The 17573-nt window shown below is 42.6% G+C and carries 14 protein-coding genes; 2 read left to right on the top strand and 12 right to left on the bottom strand.

Going from position 1 to position 17573, the window contains the following annotated elements:
• Positions 1 to 12: 12 nt before the first annotated feature.
• Genes AB4135_RS16880 through AB4135_RS16860 form a run of 5 tightly spaced genes read right to left on the bottom strand, consistent with a single transcriptional unit; the run spans position 13 to position 5491 of the window.
• Complete coding sequence (locus tag AB4135_RS16880; protein WP_371994633.1) at positions 13 to 1749, bottom strand: VWA domain-containing protein; 1737 nt, start codon at positions 1747 to 1749, stop codon at positions 13 to 15.
• Positions 1749 to 2831 (bottom strand): VWA domain-containing protein, encoded by a 1083-nt coding sequence (locus tag AB4135_RS16875; protein ID WP_371994632.1) that lies wholly within the window; start codon positions 2829 to 2831, stop codon positions 1749 to 1751. The genes AB4135_RS16880 and AB4135_RS16875 overlap by 1 nt, the downstream gene beginning before the upstream one ends.
• Entirely contained in the window at positions 2824 to 3486 is a 663-nt protein-coding gene (locus tag AB4135_RS16870) for a DUF4381 domain-containing protein (RefSeq protein ID WP_371994631.1), read from the bottom strand. The genes AB4135_RS16875 and AB4135_RS16870 overlap by 8 nt, the downstream gene beginning before the upstream one ends.
• Before the next feature lie 4 nt (positions 3487 to 3490).
• The gene (locus AB4135_RS16865; protein ID WP_371994630.1) at positions 3491 to 4486 is read right to left on the bottom strand and encodes a DUF58 domain-containing protein; all 996 of its coding nucleotides are present in this window, start codon (positions 4484 to 4486) and stop codon (positions 3491 to 3493) included.
• A 3-nt stretch (positions 4487 to 4489) separates the two neighbouring features.
• Positions 4490 to 5491, bottom strand: a complete 1002-nt coding sequence (locus AB4135_RS16860) for an AAA family ATPase (RefSeq protein ID WP_371994629.1) — start codon at positions 5489 to 5491, stop codon at positions 4490 to 4492.
• A 662-nt stretch (positions 5492 to 6153) separates the two neighbouring features.
• On the opposite strand from AB4135_RS16860, the gene AB4135_RS16855 reads away from it, so the two are divergent.
• Complete coding sequence (locus AB4135_RS16855) at positions 6154 to 8847, top strand: bifunctional acetate--CoA ligase family protein/GNAT family N-acetyltransferase (protein ID WP_371994628.1); 2694 nt, start codon at positions 6154 to 6156, stop codon at positions 8845 to 8847.
• Positions 8848 to 8956: 109 nt separating this feature from the next.
• Here AB4135_RS16855 and AB4135_RS16850 read toward each other — a convergent pair whose 3' ends face one another.
• From AB4135_RS16850 to dmeF, 5 genes are all read right to left on the bottom strand, one after another.
• On the bottom strand, positions 8957 to 10000 hold the full coding sequence (locus AB4135_RS16850; RefSeq protein WP_371994627.1) for a GGDEF domain-containing protein: 1044 nt from the start codon (positions 9998 to 10000) through the stop codon (positions 8957 to 8959).
• A 105-nt stretch (positions 10001 to 10105) separates the two neighbouring features.
• Positions 10106 to 11731, bottom strand: coding sequence for a phosphoethanolamine transferase (locus AB4135_RS16845; protein WP_371994626.1), 1626 nt, complete (start codon positions 11729 to 11731; stop codon positions 10106 to 10108).
• Between the two features lie 171 nt (positions 11732 to 11902).
• Entirely contained in the window at positions 11903 to 12184 is a 282-nt protein-coding gene (locus tag AB4135_RS16840; protein WP_371994625.1) for a hypothetical protein, read from the bottom strand.
• A gap of 296 nt (positions 12185 to 12480) precedes the next feature.
• On the bottom strand, positions 12481 to 12900 hold the full coding sequence (locus tag AB4135_RS16835) for a MarR family winged helix-turn-helix transcriptional regulator (protein WP_371994624.1): 420 nt from the start codon (positions 12898 to 12900) through the stop codon (positions 12481 to 12483).
• 29 nt (positions 12901 to 12929) lie between these two features.
• Complete coding sequence (dmeF, locus tag AB4135_RS16830) at positions 12930 to 13892, bottom strand: CDF family Co(II)/Ni(II) efflux transporter DmeF (RefSeq protein WP_371994623.1); 963 nt, start codon at positions 13890 to 13892, stop codon at positions 12930 to 12932.
• A 513-nt stretch (positions 13893 to 14405) separates the two neighbouring features.
• On the opposite strand from dmeF, the gene eco reads away from it, so the two are divergent.
• Entirely contained in the window at positions 14406 to 14987 is a 582-nt protein-coding gene (eco, locus tag AB4135_RS16825; RefSeq protein ID WP_371994622.1) for a serine protease inhibitor ecotin, read from the top strand.
• An 89-nt stretch (positions 14988 to 15076) separates the two neighbouring features.
• Here the strand turns inward: eco and AB4135_RS16820 are convergent, their stop codons facing one another.
• On the bottom strand, positions 15077 to 15718 hold the full coding sequence (locus AB4135_RS16820) for a bifunctional 4-hydroxy-2-oxoglutarate aldolase/2-dehydro-3-deoxy-phosphogluconate aldolase (RefSeq protein ID WP_220737856.1): 642 nt from the start codon (positions 15716 to 15718) through the stop codon (positions 15077 to 15079).
• Between the two features lie 21 nt (positions 15719 to 15739).
• A complete protein-coding gene (edd, locus tag AB4135_RS16815) occupies positions 15740 to 17566 on the bottom strand; it encodes a phosphogluconate dehydratase (protein ID WP_371994621.1) in 1827 nt (608 codons plus the stop codon).
• Between the last annotated feature and the right edge of the window lie 7 nt (positions 17567 to 17573).

Here is a 17573-nt window from a genome sequence, read left to right as displayed (position 1 = left end):
TGGTTCTCATCATTAGTTCAACGTTGATTGCTTACGTTGATTAAGCTGTATTCTAAATTTTGTTGCTAAAAATCTACTTGGCGAACCTTCAACCCGTTTCATCCACGCCTGAGCTAGGGCATCATCTGCAAGTAATTGCTCAGCGGTATAGGTTTGTTTAATTAACATTTGCCCAGAGACTTTTTCATCCGCGCCCTCGCCTGTCTGTGGTTCATCACCTAACTCTGTCGATGTTTCGTCTTCCGTATTAGCTTGGCTTTCACTTTGGCGGTTTATATCATCAATAATTTTCTGGATTTTGTTCAAATTCGTTTGCGCGGCTTCAAATGATGGATACTTCTCCACAACTTGTTGGTACATCTGTCTAGCGGCAATGTACTCTCGTTGCTGCGCTAATGAATTAGCTGCACCAAATAGAGCGTCGGCGCTGTCAACTCGCATAAAATAGATATAGGCAGACTTAAATTCTTCCGCTAAATAAAAAGCAGTGGCTTTACTATAAGGCTGAGTAAATGCCTGTGCTGCTTTACTGTATTCCCCTTTGTTAACATACCGCTGCGCTTGCTGATCTGGCGTTAACCAAGCATCAAACCAAAACTGTTTAATAGCTTGTTTAATTCCCTGCATTTTTTTCAGTTCAGTCGTTGGTTCCTTAATCACAGAGACAGTTGTAGCCATATATGATCCATCATCAGCTATGCTCTGGCCGGGTGCGGTAAGCATTAACATGCCAACAAAACACCACTGAACGGTCCAGCCTTTACGAAACCACATTAGAAAGATTGCAACCAAGATAAACACAAGTGGATAGCTCATATCCTGCCAAGGCTCGGCGCTATCGCTATTGATAATAATGTTGCGTTCAATCAATTTATTAATTGCTATAACATCACTATTATCGACAGATATTTGTTGATAACTTCCACCTAAGCGACTAGCCAAAGCGCTCAGTTCGCCACCCTGAAACTCAATATCCGCTTCACGCTGATTATCTCCACTACCTAATACTACTAACTGTAATCGCTGATCACTTGACAGGTTTGCCTCTCCTTGTGAACCCAACTCGGGTCTCTTTTTCAGCATGTTAAAATAATCAGTAAAGGCTTTCTCGGTATCAGTCCCGACACCGTCGGTTATCCAGAGCACTGTGGCAGATTGTGTTGCAAAATATTCTCGCTCGAATAGCTTATCTATTTCAGCCAATCCGTATTCAGCAAACTTACCTTTTCGCGGCATTATTTTGGGTGAGATAGCCTCTAGCAATGGTAAAAATACAGCTTTGTCTTTGGTTAAAGGCATGGCTATATGTGCACTACCTGAATAGACAATTAGTGCGGTTTTGCCACCGTCTCTTATGGCGAGTAGATCTGAGATTTTCTGGGTCGCACGATCGAGTCTAGAAGGCTGTACATCGGTTTGTAACATCGACTCAGACACGTCTAGCAAAATTACTAAAGGTGCGTGATCTTCTCCAAAAGGGGATGCCTGCCGTTGCCAAGTCGGGCCAGCAGCAATCACTATCGCAATACAAAAACCCAATGACCAGAATTTGATAGGCAAGCGTTTTCGCCAGCCAGCATCGCCAATTGCAAGGGCTTTAGCTAGATGTTTAGGAAGCAGCATTTTTTGCGGTTTAACAGTCGCAGCATTACGTAAGTGCACCACAACCTGCCAAGTAAAAGGTATAACCAACAGTAACCAGTAAGGTCTTATAAAATGAAACTGCGATAACATTGTGCCGATGTCCATTACGCCTGCTCCCTGCTATCGAAGTGCTGTTCACTCAGTCTTTTAACGTTGAACAGGCGTACAACAAATACCAGTAAATAAGTCAGCAGATAGATAATGAGTGCTGCCGCTATGGGAACATAATGCACACTTTGTTTTGGCTGATAGACAAAACTCGCAAACTTCGCAGGTTCCAATTCACTTATCGTTTGATAAACATTATTAAGTTCTTGGGTAGAAATAGCTTGAAATGCTTTACCACCGGTGAGTGTTGCGACACCTTCAATCACCTCCATATCCATAGCTTGCTCACCAACTGTTTGAGGGTCACCAATGGCAATGACGTGGACTCTAATGCCATTTTTTGCTGCTATTTTAGCAGCCTCAAGTGGCGGCACTGAACTGTCAGTATCGTTACCATCAGTAAGCAATAACACGACTTTATTCTTTTGTGATGATTTAATTTCATCACTCGCCATCACCTTTATCGCTAATCCTAGTGCATCACCAAGGTGAGTACTTTGACCAGCCATTGCCACACGGCTTTCATCAAGCAGCCTGGCCCATGAATTGAGATCAGCAGTAAAAGGCGCCTGTAAATAAGCCGCATCCCCAAATAGAATAAGCCCAAGTCTATCACCCTGTCGCTGCACAACGAACTCGCGCAATACGTGTTTCACGGCATCTAACCTTGAAATATATTCACTCGAAATTGTAGACTTAGAGGTCACGCCTGTAGCGTCAGTTTTCGGTTGATTAGCCTGCAAGGTGAAATCTTTAGTTTCCATCGAGCCAGATAGATCAACCACGACCATGAGATCCCTGCCTATTTGTTGCCGAGTCTGCGGCTCGCCAAGAATAACCGGCTGGGTCATGGCTGTAACGAGTAGCAACCATACAATAAGCAGCGCACATCTCTGCCAACGTGACGGCTTTAAATACTGCAATGCAGAGTTAGGAGTCGGTTTCAATAGACCCGCTACAATATTAAAAAATGGAACCTTGATGGCTGCCTGTCTGACTGTGAAAGCGGGTAAAAAGTAGTTTATCAACCAAGGTAACGGAAGCACTAAAGCCCAAAAAGGGTAGTTAAATTCAAGCATTGGCACTCTCCTTGATGGCAACTAAACCACAAGGCAGATTTGTCCTATGATGCATAAACCAAATACAAGCCTGCAGTGTAAGATTTTTTTGCACAGCAATAGCATCTTTAACTTCTATCTTTGAAAGTAAACTTTGCTGCCAAGCGTCCCCTAATGGAGTATTAAAGCTAGTGTTGTGTTCAGCTGCTATATCTAACAACACCAGCAAATCATGTCCATTAAGCGCCGCTAAGCTAATGCTCGCTGCACGAGATGTTGCTTGCGTCGCTGCAACGCCCTTGATACTACTAGCTAGCCTCAAACTTGACGGCTCGATCATCGTTGAAGCACCATAGGCTAATGACATTGCCTGTTTTATCTCTGTAAGCACAATAAACGAAAACTCAGCTAGCGGTTTTTCTTTGGCAGCTATCACTCTTTTAACTGCTTGCTTACGGTAACGGTTTTTGCGCCAATGCCTAAGCTTCATATAGCTAAATAGTACAAAGAGTAAAATCACTATGGATAGCAACAGCCACCAGCCCCAAGTTTGTGGCATGAATACGATAGCTTCAGGCATTTCAATACCGACAAACTCATTCAGTTGCAGCATCGGATTGCCAAAACTAAACTCATTTTGTTGTGCTGCTTTTTGAATATGACTAGTGCTCAACATGAACTTAGTAACCCCTGCCTAATGCCGAGCAAAACTGGTTTAACTCAGAGCCATCAGTATCAATTTCTATCACAGGTAAAACTTGTGCTCTGCTTGCACAATTAAGTTCATTGAGTTTGCGCTTAAATAGGTCACTGTAGAGTTTATAAAAATTAGGCGCTTGATGATTTATCTGTTTTGGGTCCATCGATAACTGAGCACTGCCGTCAGTAGCCACTAGATTATTGATATTGTTTAGATCTCGCTCAAATTGATCATGAACATAAATTAAAACTACATCATTTTTCCGTTGTAACTGTTTTAATAGAGTAAGCGACTCATCATTAAACCCTTGCCAGTCACTCACTATAATGACAGTAGAATTACCTTCGATGATTTTATCGAGCTGTAATAGGGTTCTATTTAAGGAAAGATGGCTCTCGCTGACAACGTTATCAGCGTTAAGCTTATGATTAGCCGACACTATTGATTGAAAAAAAGACACCACATTCCCGTCACTGCGGCGCGGTTTGGTATAATGACTCTGTTCGTCATCGAACACCAAGCCGCCAACTTGGTCACCACTTCGTAGAATACTCCAGGCAGACAACGCCGATAGCTGAGCAGCAACAACTGATTTCATCGCATGCTGGGATCCAAAAAACATCGAAGCACGTTGATCAACAACGATCAACGCTTGGCGATCTTTCTCTTCGCTATAGGCACGAATATGAGGTTTACCCGTTCGCATTGTCGTGCGCCAGTCCATATTCTTTACGTCATCACCATTTTGGTAATGTCTAAGCTCTTCAAAGTTGAGCCCGCGTCCCCGTATTTTGGAGTTGTGACGACCCGCTTGGGCACTTGTGCGAAATGGCCCATGTTGAAAAGAAAGTTTTGCGGCTGTAGGTTTTAACGCAACCAGAGTTTTTAATTGGCAATAGATGCGAGGGTCTAACGATTGCAGATCTGAATCGCCATTGGGAATAGGCTTATGCATTCGTTTAATTTGAAAGTCCACGTGTTACTGTCCATACGGAACGTATTTGAGTAGATCATCGACGACCTGTTCAGCTTTAACTCCGGCCGCTGCGGCGTCGTAGCTCAACATAAGACGGTGTCCCAACACACTGTGCAGTACAGCTCGTACATCATCAGGGCAAACAAAGTCACGCCCATCTAACCATGCATGAGCCCTAGAGCAGCGATCTAGCGCAATACTCGCCCTTGGACTCGCACCGACCTCAATCCAATCAGGGAATTGAGCGTTATCATATATATCAACATTGCGAGTCGCCATGATGAGATCGACGATGTAGTTTTCCATGACGGGCGAGACATAGATATCGGCAAGTGCTTGTTGTCCTGCCAAAATATCGGCAGCTGACACCATCAACATATCATTGTCAGCTTGATTTTCTTTCGAGTTACCACTTTCTTCTTGTCTAACTAACTTAACTATTGCTAGTTCAGCAGCTTTATCGGGATAAGCAACATTGACCTTTAAGGTAAATCGATCCATTTGTGCTTCAGGTAACGGATAAGTCCCCTCTTGGTCAACGGGGTTCTGTGTTGCTAGCACCATAAATAGATCTGGTAACTTGCGAGTATGACCAGCAGCAGTTACCGTTCCTTCAGCCATCGCTTCAAGGAGAGCCGCTTGTACCTTGGCGGGTGCCCTGTTTATCTCATCGGCTAGCACCAAGTTGTTAAAAATCGTACCAGGTTGAAAGTCCAGTTGCGGTTTACCAGCGACCTCTCGATAGACTTCAGATCCAGTGACATCAGACGGTAAAAGATCTGGGGTGAACTGTACTCGGCCGAAATTAGCTTGCATTGATTCTGCAAGGGCTTTTATCGAACGCGTTTTTGCGGTTCCAGGTAATCCTTCTAGCAGCACATGACCTCGGGTCAGCAGTGCTATGACTAAAGATTTAACGACGTGCTCCTGACCCACAATGCTTTTACACACCGACGTGTATAAAGCGCTTACCGCTTTTTGAGATGAGTTCACCCGGATTTCCATAACAAATAAGGACTATGCTGTGATTTTAATGAAATGTATTAATCCCCAACACTGGGAAAAATACTTGAAACGAGTGTTTTAAGAGCTTTGTCAGGGCTTTCAACTCCAGGCGCATTGTGGAGCAAATGGTTATTCCCTTTTAAGACAATGCAACGTCGCAGCGAAAGTCCTAAGACGCTCACTACGTGCCGCTGATGTTTAAAGCATGGGGAAATGACTTAATACCGCACATGTGGCATTTGATATACGCGTGCATGGTCTATTTTGCTCCGTACAAAATAACACATTCCCAGCCTCCTTGACGGTCAGATGCAGAGGGTACGGGGCCGAAGATGGTCGAAGGTAGAATAGTGCAGGAAAAAATGCCCGGGAATCTAGCGTCAAAAATAACGATTGGCGATAAGCGATAAGCCACTGACTTGCCTAACGTGATGTTAACTCCCGCTGAATGAGCAAACCTTTTCGGAGTTGCTATTACTTCAAATAAACACCAGAGAATCAGCAATAAACCTATGAAAATAGCTAAACCTATTATCAAAAGCTCCCTATGAATTGATTGAACGCAAATTAGCCCATAATTGACGTGATACAAGACTAAACTCTTATGGAAAAATCAAACTGCTCATGTACACTCATAACATACTGACTTAGTGGATAAGTTCATGAGCCAACGTACTCTTCATACACTTTTCAAGCCTAAATCCGTTGCGATAATAGGTGCTTCCAACCAGCCTAAACGAGCCGGCAATGTACTGATAAAAAACCTATTGTCTGGAGGTTTTTCAGGGCCTATTATGCCGGTAACACCAAAGTATGAAGCGGTGATGGGAGTACTGGCCTATCCCAATATTGAAGCATTACCACTTAAGCCCGATCTTGCCATTATCTGTACCGCGGCCAACAGAGTGCCGGCGATTATCGAAACACTTGCACAGTTTGGCTGTAAGGTTGCCATTGTCATGGCGTCAGGCATGGCCGATGAATTAACAGAGAATGGCGTCAGCTTGTTGCAACAAATGCAGCAATATGCGGATCGTTATGGCATGCGGATCTTAGGGCCCAATAGTCTGGGGATGATATTGCCAAATATTGGCTTAAATGCCAGTTTGGCGCACACGAGTGCCCTGCCAGGTAAAATCGCTTTCGTGTCACAGTCTGCAGCTATTTGCACTACAGTGCTTGATTGGGCTAATAATAAAGGTATTGGCTTCTCCTCTTTTATTTCGCTCGGTGATGCTAACGATATCGATTTTGATGAGCTATTGGATTATTTAGGACGAGACTCTAAAACCGATGCCATTATGCTCTATATTGACTCGGTCAATGAGAAGCGCTTGTTTCTATCGGCAGCGAGAGCAGCATCAAGAAATAAACCCATTTTAGTGATTAAATCCGGGCGCAGCGCTGAAGGCACGAGCGCAGCTAAACTGCATACTGGCGGAGTGGCCGGCAATGATGCTGTTTATGAAGCAGCCTTTAGACGTGCAGGTATGTTACGAGTTAATGATTTAATTGAGTTATTTGCCGCAGTAGAAACCTTAGCTCATTCAACACCTTTACAAGGTGAACGCCTAGGGATCATCAGCAATGGCGGAGGCCCTGCAGTATTAGCACTGGATGAGCTAATTCTGAGCGGCGGTAAACTACCGCAGTTATCGGCAGAGATTTATCAAAAACTCAATACTATATTGCCAAAAAGTTGGTCAGGACAAAACCCGGTCGATATAGGTGGCGATTCAGATGCAAGCCGCTATGCAAAATCGCTCGAGATAATGATGGATAGCGATAACCTAGATGCGATTTTGATATTGCACTCGCCATCGGCATTAGGAGAAAGTGTGCAAGTCGCCCAAGCGATTGCAGATACCATTGCTAAGCACCCTAATAGAAACAGAGTCAATATATTAACTAATTGGAGCGGCGAAGATTCAGCCTATGAGGCTCGTAGACTCTTTTCTAAATCAGGCATTCCAACCTACCGAACGCCCGAAGGCGCTGTAGGTGCATTTATGCACATGGTTGAATATCGACGTAACCAAAAGCTACTGCAGGAGGTACCCTTATCTATCCCAGATAATATTCCTGCTAATACAGCCGTGGCGCGAGAAAAATTACAACTAGCCTTAAGCAAGGGTAAGACGATATTAGAGACCCATGAGTCGAGCAGTATCTTAGGTGCTTATGGCCTTAAGACTATCGATACTTGGTTCGCCAATAATGCTGAAGAAGCGGTTCATTTAGCGAAAAAAGCTGGCTACCCCATTGCGCTAAAAGTGCAGTCTCCTGATATACACCACAAATCAGATGTGCACGGTGTCATGCTCAACCTTACCTCTGATAGTGAAGTTGAGCATGCGGCCAAAGCCATCATTGATCGTGTTATATCCCTCAATCCAGATGCAAAAATAGAGGGGTTGATTGTGCAAAAAATGGCATTAACCGCTGGTGCCCAAGAGATAAGGGTTGCAGTAGCCAACGACCCAGTTTTTGGTCCCGCGATCCTTCTAGGAGAAGGTGGATCCGAATGGGATCCGACCCAAGATGCCTCAGTTGCCTTACCACCGCTAAATATGACGTTAGCGCGCTATATGGTGATCCAGGCACTCAAGACCAAAAAATTGAAAGACAGACACCTTCCCCTTGGTCTGAATATGAATGCACTGTGTGTTTTGCTCACACAAATATCGCATTTGATTATCGACTGCCCTGAAATTGCATCGCTGGATCTCAACCCCGTTTTATGTGCAGGAGAGTCAATCACCTTGCTTGACGTCAATATTCAGCTGCATCAAGAACCGGTTGATAATGCCGCTAGGCTTGCTATATCGCCCTACCCTAAAGAACTAGAGCAATTAGCCACCCTCAAAAACGGTAATGAAGTGATGCTCAGACCAATTTTGCCCGAGGATGAGCCAAAACATTTAGCCTTTGATAATTCACTCTCAGATGAGGATAGATACAAGCGCTACTTTGGCGTGCGCTCTAAAATGACTCACGAGGAGATGGCGGTACTAACACAAATAGATTACGCCAGAGAGATGGCATTTATTGCAACCGCCAAAGGAGACGACGGCGAAGACATTACCCTTGGTGCGATCAGAGCCTCCATTGACCCCGATAACACAGAAGCAGAGTTTGCCATGGCGGTTCGCAGTAATTTCCAAGGCCAAGGATTAGGCAAATTATTGCTTGAAAAACTCATAAACTATTATAAGGCCAATGACACACTGGTTTTAACTGGTTTTACTATGTTTGAAAACCGCAATATGGCCAGTTTAGCTAAACACTTAGGCTTTACTGTGACTTTTGATATGGAAGAACGCTTGATCAAAATGCATATGGATCTTAAGCCATAACCCTAGCTTAGGGCGTAAAGCTTCGACGCTAGCTAAAGCTCTATAAAACTCATTATGTTAGTGGGCAATTTGATGCCCACTTTGTTAATTTGTAATGGTTAAACCCAGTTCAATTAGATTCAGACTCTACCATCACACAATTACGCCCGGCAGATTTAGCACGGTATAGCGCCTCATCGGCACGGATAAAGTAGCTATCTTTATTGTCTTCATATTTAAGCGAAGCACATCCCACTGAAACCGTAATGTTCCCTAATGGAAGTTTCTTCTCTTTACCTATGGTTAAATTTCGCTTTGCTATTTTTTGACGTAGGTTATTGGCGACAATTTTAGCTTCGTCGATACCTGTATTTGGTAACAAGATGACAAACTCTTCACCGCCGTACCGAGCGACAAAATCATCGCCTTTAACACTTTGCTTCAAAGCTTGAGCTACGTATGTAAGTACCTTGTCGCCGATTAAATGCCCATGTACATCATTGAATTTTTTGAAATGATCAATATCCACAACCAACAAGCTACTCTCAAACTCTTTCTGGTTAAAGGTATCGATATGGCTTATCACCTCTTCATCAAATGCTCGACGGTTGTTAAGTGACGTTAATTGATCGGTCATAACGACTGAGCGCAGATCAGACATCTCAGCTTTAAGTGCTGAAACCTCTTGATTAATAGTATTAAGGCTTTTATCCATCGCTATATTAGCATCAATGATACCATCTAATTCAGTGGTAATATCATCGACTAGTTGCTGTAAAACTTCAGAGCTTGGGTTGCTTTTTAATGCTTTGTCGAACGCTTTAAGTGTCGATGAAAACTTTACATTACCTTGACTCATTCCTGCAATTTTAGCGAGCAACTGATTGATCAATAATTGCGTTTCTATCTGCACATTCTCCATAACTTCCGGAGAATGTTGCTGTATATAAGTGGTAAACAGACCTTCACACACTGTCGCGGTAAAGCTAACTTCGTTTGCCAGTAACCCGTCTATCGCCCGTTTTAAATCTAAATTAATCCCTAAGTAGTATTCATACCAAACGGAATAGTTGTTGGGTGTAACAGGGATGTTCAGTTCTGACATCTTGGGAACCGCATGCCTTAGAATCCGCGCTGATAGCTCGGTCTCAGACAAATGTTGAGCCATATCCATAAATTATCTTCCCCAGGACTAAATATCATACTTATCAATACAATAAACAAAAAAGAGGATGTTGCCATCCTCTTTTATCATTTATTTACGACTTTTGACTGATTACTACTGTCTACAGCTGGAGAAAATGTCTTTGTCTCGCTGATAAACCTCTGTTTTGACATTCATCAAGCCCAATAAGCTATCAAACAGATTATCGTGAGAGTAACCTCCTTGTTCTGCTTCCTTGGCCAAACAGCTCAAATCCAGTTTGTTTTGTTGTGCAAAACCTTCAGAGAACCAACCTAGAAACGGCACTTTGGTTTGCTGCTCTGGTGCAAATGCATAGGGAGCACCATGCAAGTACATACCACTTTCGCCTAACGATTCACCATGATCACTGATGTAGAGCATTGCAGTATCAAATTCGCTATTTTTAGTCTGAAGCTTTTTAACTACCTGAGACACAATGTAATCGGTATATAAAATCGTATTGTCATAGGTATTCACCAACTCTTCATCAGTGCAGTTCTGAATATCACTGCGCTGGCAATCTGGTGTAAAAAAGCGATGTTCATCTGGATATCGTAGGTAATAAGTTGGACCATGTGAACCAATAATATGCAGCACAATAAGGCTATCTTTACTGCTTAAATGACTAAGCCTATCATCAAGTGTATTGAGTAGAACCTGATCATAACAATATTGTCCATTACACAAATCAAGGTCACTATCGTGTTCAATGAGTATATTATCAATATTACGACATACACCTTTACAGCCACTGTCATTATCAAGCCAGTCTAGTGCTATACCGGCATGATTTAGCACATCTATAGCACTGTCCTGTGCCTTTGCTTGCCTAGACTCGTAATGCTTTCTATCCATTCTGGAGAACATGCAAGGCAGTGACACTGCGGTAGCCGTCCCGCAAGAGTGAGTATTTTTAAACGTTAACAGCCCTTGCCCTTTAGTATGTGAATTAGTCGGTTTGTCATAACCGTAGTACTCATAATTCATTTCACGCGCGGTTTCCCCAACAACCAGTACCACTAAGTTGGGCTTGTCATTTTGTTTATCAGTGGTGTTTTTTGCATCTAAGCCGAGCTGCTTGTACTCGATAGGCTCTTGCAGGTAGTTAATATTGATGTATTTTGCCGTAGAACCAATAAAATACGTAGGAATGATATGACGTTTTATGATGTCATTATTACGACCAAAAGAAACATAATTTTGATAGTAGAAGATCGCGATAATGCCAATACCTATCAGCATTACTGCCATAAGAGCAATCTTATACAACAGCTCTTTAGCTAATGGTTTAAATACAATATTAACCTTATAAATCAGCAATGCAGGAGCAATACCAGTAACGACAAAATTAAGTATGGAGGCCCAATTAAGATAGGTCACGGCTTCTGCAGAGTTTGTTTCAAAGGTGTTTTCAATCATGCCGTAATCGAATACGACTCCGTATTGCAATGCAGCAAAAAACACACTTGATGACATTAGTGTTAGGACAATAAAAAACGGCTTTGCGAGGTATTTGAATGAAAAAATACTGAATATAAAACTGAGTGCAAAAATGAGAAAAAGTGGGATAGTAGCGATAAATATAAGGTTTACATCTGCTTGCTTCTCGACACCTTGTTTCACTATTTGAAAAAACGGGATATTAAAAATACAGACATAATAAAGCGCAAGTATGACTGTAAACTGATTACTGCTTAGGCTTTTTAAACGAGATAACACAGTGAGGCACTCTCTTATTATTAGACTACGATAACAACTACTTTATGAAGGTATTCAGTGTGCGCTAATTGAGAATGTCATACTCTCCTTTTAGCACTACTGTCACTCACCAATTGGAAAGCAACAACAAAGCAAATATATTAACATTTACGCAATATATATTATATGGTTTTACACATTTCTTTGCTTAATCACACCAATTGGCTGACGATCGAATAGAAACAGCAGAAAACTCGAAATAGACTCAGTAGTAGGCACTAAATCAACCAATAAGTTCATCGCATTTTTGAAGATAGTGTTTGTTGAGGGGATGTTTATTGAAGAGAGTGTTTTCCTAGAAAGCGTGTTTCTAGGGTCTGTTGATCTTTCGAGTTTAGTTTTTATTCGATTGTTTACTGTAAGGAATAATGCTTCTAGTGCAAGGCTTGAGCGATGGTGTTTAGCCAGGCTCATAACGGATTCTAGTCATAAAAGAATAGAAGCAATGAAAGGATCCAAAGGACAGCATTTCTTGGTCACTATTTCTGCGTTAAAGCCCTTTGTGGAGAATCACTACACTACATAGCCACTGCCTTGCCAAAATGGCCAATAAATTGGCGTAAAAACAACCATGAAAGATCAACAGGCTCTAATGACGCTGTTTAAATCGGCAACATTATGGCAAGGCTTGAACTGAGTATATCCTTAATGGAATGGCTATCATTAAGTTGAAGTATGCTTTGAGTAGCTCTTCTTCTTAACCGAGACGGTTAGAACTCCCTATTTATACGCTTAAAGAAATCTAACATCTGACTGCGCTCTTTGTCGCTAAAGTTGACCGTCAGATCTGTGGTGAGCTGCATATGAAGTTTATCATGCTCTTCAAACATCACTTGGCCCGCATCAGTCAATTCTACTAATATCGAACGACGATCAGTTTCATGAGCACGACGCAACACTAAGCCAGCTTTAACCATTTTATCTACTTGAACGGTTAATGTGCCTGTAGTCACGCCAATTTTCTCAGCAAGTTCTTTCATTCTCATTGGGCCATTCAAACCTAAGATCTCAACGGTATGCACTTGGGGTAAACTAAAACCGTTGTCTTTAACGACAGCCATTTCCCAAGACGACAACTTTTCATAAAACTCTATGATGGCGTGATTTAAGTGATCATCTTGGTTTTTCATCTAATTTTATTTCCTGAGCGATTGAAACGTTATTGTGCCTGACTGACCTGATGTACTTCAACGGTTACATGACTTAAAGCCTTAATATCGGCTAATCTCTGTTTAATATCACCACAGTTAGCATCACTTTCACTCACAACGATTAAGCTTGCAGCATAATGATCAGCACTGACTTTCCAAACGTGCAAGTCAACCAAGCTATCACCATTACTCTCAACCAAGAGCTTTATTTCAGCGAGTGATTTTTGCTTCATGCTGGCATCGAGCAAGATGGGGGCGGTTTGGTGCATAAGCCCCCAAGCCCAACGAGAAATAATCACTGCTCCTACAATCCCCATGACAGGATCTAACCAATTAAGCCCCATATACTTTCCTAAAAGTAATGCACCAATTGCCAGTAGTGACGTCAATGCATCAGCGAGCACATGGAAATATGCTGCTTTAAGGTTATGATCTTCATGTCCATGTGAGTGATTATGGCCATGATTATGTTCGTGGCTATGTTCATGACTGTGTCCATGGTCGTGGCTATGATGGTCTTTTAATAGAAAGACACTGACAACATTAACAATCAAACCTATCACAGCAACCATTATGGCTTGATCGAAATGTATATCTTGCGGATTAACTAATCTGACAACAGATTCGACTAACATGACTATTGCTACAAGACCTAGCGCTACCGCGCTAGTAAACCCGCCGAGCACACTCACTTTCCCCGTACCATAGGAGAATATTGGCGAGTTTGCATGCTTGCGCGCATAGCGATATGCAAATAAGGTGATTAGGAAGGCTGCGGCATGAGTCCCCATGTGCCAACCGTCTGCTAGCAGCGCCATAGAACCGTATATCGTTCCAGCAATAATCTCAGCAAACATAGTGACAACAGTTAATAGCAATACAATGGCAGTATTGCGCTCTCCGCTACTATTGTGCGCAGCAAATTCATGCTTATGCGCCCACTGTTGGCGTAATTGTTCAGCGTTTCCCATAATCCCCAACCCTTTATGCAACGTTTGTTGCCTTATTATTGAATATTCTATAGTTAAATTTTGCTCTATCGATGGCGACTATATTGGTATGCAACTTTTATCTGCTTCACGCTTATGCTGACATTATTATTGTGCTGTTATGCATAATGAACCTTTGACAAGTATGCTGCAGATTTAGCTTGAACACCAACTATCTCCAGAAATAGATATTTTGATTATCAAACTATTATTTCAGCAATATGAGTGTAACGACAACAAAAATTTTAAAAAGATGTGACCTAACGTAAAAATAAATGTCTATTTTTGTAACCTATGCTGAACAAAGCCAGTTTTTCTGTGGCAATTAACATTAAACAGGCAATGGAACAAACACATAGTGTTTTGTTTTAGTTGGTTTTTATAAGAAATGGAAATAAACTATAAATAATTAAGTAATATTTAACCCCTTTTGGTTTTAATGCCGTTAGTAGAAGTATCGCAAGTTAGCATATTCATTTATATTTTGGAGCCAATATGATTTTCAACTCATTTTCTAACAATAAAGTACGTATTTTTACCTTGGCATCAGGCCTTCTTCTCACTGCAGCGACTTTTTCTGTTAGCGCCACCTCACCAGTAAAACCTGACGAGATGGTACAACCTATGATTAAAGCTCAAGCCTATTCAGCGACGAACTATGTCTCACAAGAAGCCTCTAAAATGTTTCCAGCTCCAAAAGAAGGGCAGGTGCAACACATATTGACCCTAGACACATTAGATAATGAAGCAGATTACATGCTTGAGATCCAGATAGGTCAAACTAAAATGGTTGATTGCAATAAACATGGTCTTACTGGTGAGTTAAAGCAATTTTCTGTGAAGGGCTGGGGCTACAACTATTACCAGGTAGATACGATTAATGAAGGCCCAAGCACAATGATGGCTTGCTTTGACAAAGCATTAACTGAACAGTTTTTACCTATTCAAGGCAGTTTAAAAATACCTTATGACAGCCGCTTACCTAAAGTTATTTATTTGCCAGAAAACAGCCAAGTACGCTACAGAGTTTGGAAAGTGGATGCCCCATTCGCTTATTCAGGCTCTAAAGCTAAATAATATTTATTGGGCATAAAAAAAGCTACCTCAAGGTAGCTTTTTTAGTTGCTCGCAACCATATCTATAATAAGGCTTGCGATAGATAGCTTTTAAAGTGCGCCGATGGCTTCTTTACATAGCGCAGTGATTCTATCCCAATCACCCTGCTCCATTGCATCTGTTGGCGCAATCCAACTACCGCCAATACAATCTACATTTTTAAGGGCTAAGTAGTCTTTGTAACTACTCGGAGTGATCCCACCTGTTGGGCAAAAACGTATGTCAGCTAGTGGTCCAGAGAAAGCCTTAAGTGCATTCACGCCACCTGAAGCTTCGGCAGGAAAAAACTTAAAGTTGGTATAACCAAGTGCCATCCCTTCCATCACTTCAGAGATACTTGCTACACCAGGTATTAACGGCGTCGTGCCAGCCATAGCAGCTTTTAGCAGATCAGTCGTTGCACCAGGGGTAATAACAAACTGCGCACCAGCATTCACTGCCTGTGCAAGCTGTGCTTCATTCAAAATAGTACCCGCGCCTACTAATGCTTCCGGCACTTCTTTAGCTATTTTGCTGATAGCTTCAAGCGCGCAATCAGTACGTAAAGTCACTTCTAATACGCTAATACCACCAGCAACAAGTGCTTTAGCCAATGGCACAGCATGTTCAATCTTATTGATCACCATGACAGGAACAATAGGGCTGCGATTAAAAATATCTTGTGGTTGAATTAACCAGTTATTCTCAAGCATTGCGTTACTCTTCCTTTGTCTTTAATAAATTTCATCTATGGCGCTAGTACTGCGAGCACCGGTTTCAGGACTACTTAAGCTAGCTCTTAGTGCTCCGAAGAGTTCTCGTCCCATGCCATAGCTTGTCTTTTGTAGATCGACCTTTTCAGGCGTTCTTGCCTGCAGTTCAGCTTCATCAACGAGAAGACTTAACTCACCCGTAGCAGCATTGACTCTGACCAAATCACCATTGTGGATCTTGGCAATCATGCCACCATCCAACGCTTCTGGTGTTAAGTGAATAGCAGCAGGTACTTTGCCCGATGCACCAGACATGCGGCCATCGGTAAGCAGTGCTACTTTGAAACCTCTATCTTGCAGCGTACCTAAGATAGGGGTTAGTTTATGCAGTTCAGGCATACCAATAGCTTTTGGCCCTTGGCCTTTTACAACCACTACGCAGTCTTTATCTAACTCGCCCGCTTTAAAAATCGCTTCAAGTTTGTTTTGATCATCGATAACAACAGCTGGAGCTTCAACGATGCGGTGCTGCTCTTGGACTGCAGAGACTTTTATCACTGCTCGACCCAAGTTACCTTTAAGTAGCTTTAAACCACCGTTAGCTTGGAAAGGGCTGTCTAAGCTGGTTAACACTTCCGAATCTAAACTTGTTTGCTGACCATCAACCCACGTCAATTCACCATCGCGGATCTGTGGCTCTTGGGTGTAACGCTTCAACCCAAAGCCTGCCACAGTCTCAACATCTTCATGTAATAGTCCGCCATCGAGCAGTTCTTTAATCAAGAACGCCATGCCACCAGCAGCGTGGAAATGGTTAATGTCAGCATGCCCGTTTGGATAAACACGAGCTAGCAGTGGCACCGCATCAGATAATTCTGAGAAATCATCCCAGTTAATGATGACACCAGCAGCGCGAGCGGCAGCTACAATGTGCATGGTCAAGTTAGTAGAACCACCTGTTGCCAAAAGTGCAACAATACCATTGACGATTGATTTTTCAGAGACGATATGTCCAATAGGCGTGTACTGCGTTCCCATTTCGGTCAAGCGGCATACCTGCTTAGCGGCCGTTTTGCTTAACACTTCACGTAATGGATCATCCGGATTGACGAAAGATGAACCTGGCAGTTGCAGCCCCATCACTTCAAGCATTAACTGATTGCTATTTGCTGTACCGTAGAAAGTACAAGTTCCTGCACTGTGGTAAGATTTTGACTCGGCATCGAGTAACGCTTCTCTGTCGACTTCACCTTGAGCATACTTTTGACGAATTCGCGCTTTCTCTTTATTAGGGATACCAGACTTCATCGGTCCAGCAGGAACAAACAACATTGGCAGATGACCAAAGCTGAGTGCGCCTATAAGTAGGCCTGGAACGATTTTGTCGCATATACCGAGTAGCAATGCACCGTCGAACATATTATGAGACAAGCCAACCGCGGTGCCCATAGCAATGACTTCACGGCTTAACAAACTTAGCTCCATACCAGGCTGGCCTTGAGTGACGCCGTCACACATCGCTGGGACGCCACCAGCAACTTGCGCAACACTACCAACTTCATTACACGCTTGTTTAAGCAGATCTGGGTACTCGCCATAAGGTTGATGCGCAGATAACATGTCGTTAAAAGAGGTAACGATACCGATGTTAGCTTTGGTTAACTGCTTAATCGATGATTTGTCAGCAGGATTACACGCAGCAAAACCATGGGCTAAGTTACCGCAGCTCAATGCGCTACGATGCACGCCTCTATTTTTCGCATCATCTAAAGCCGCGAGGTACTTAGCGCGGGAATCTTTGCTTCGTTCAATAATTCTGTCTGTCACAGACTGTACAACGGTGTGCATAATTACT

The sequence above is a fragment of the Shewanella sp. 10N.286.54.B9 genome, assembly GCF_041468565.1.
Lineage (GTDB): Bacteria > Pseudomonadota > Gammaproteobacteria > Enterobacterales > Shewanellaceae > Shewanella.
The sequence above is the reverse complement of the archived record's forward strand: the minus strand, read 5'-3'. Positions and strand labels throughout refer to the sequence as shown.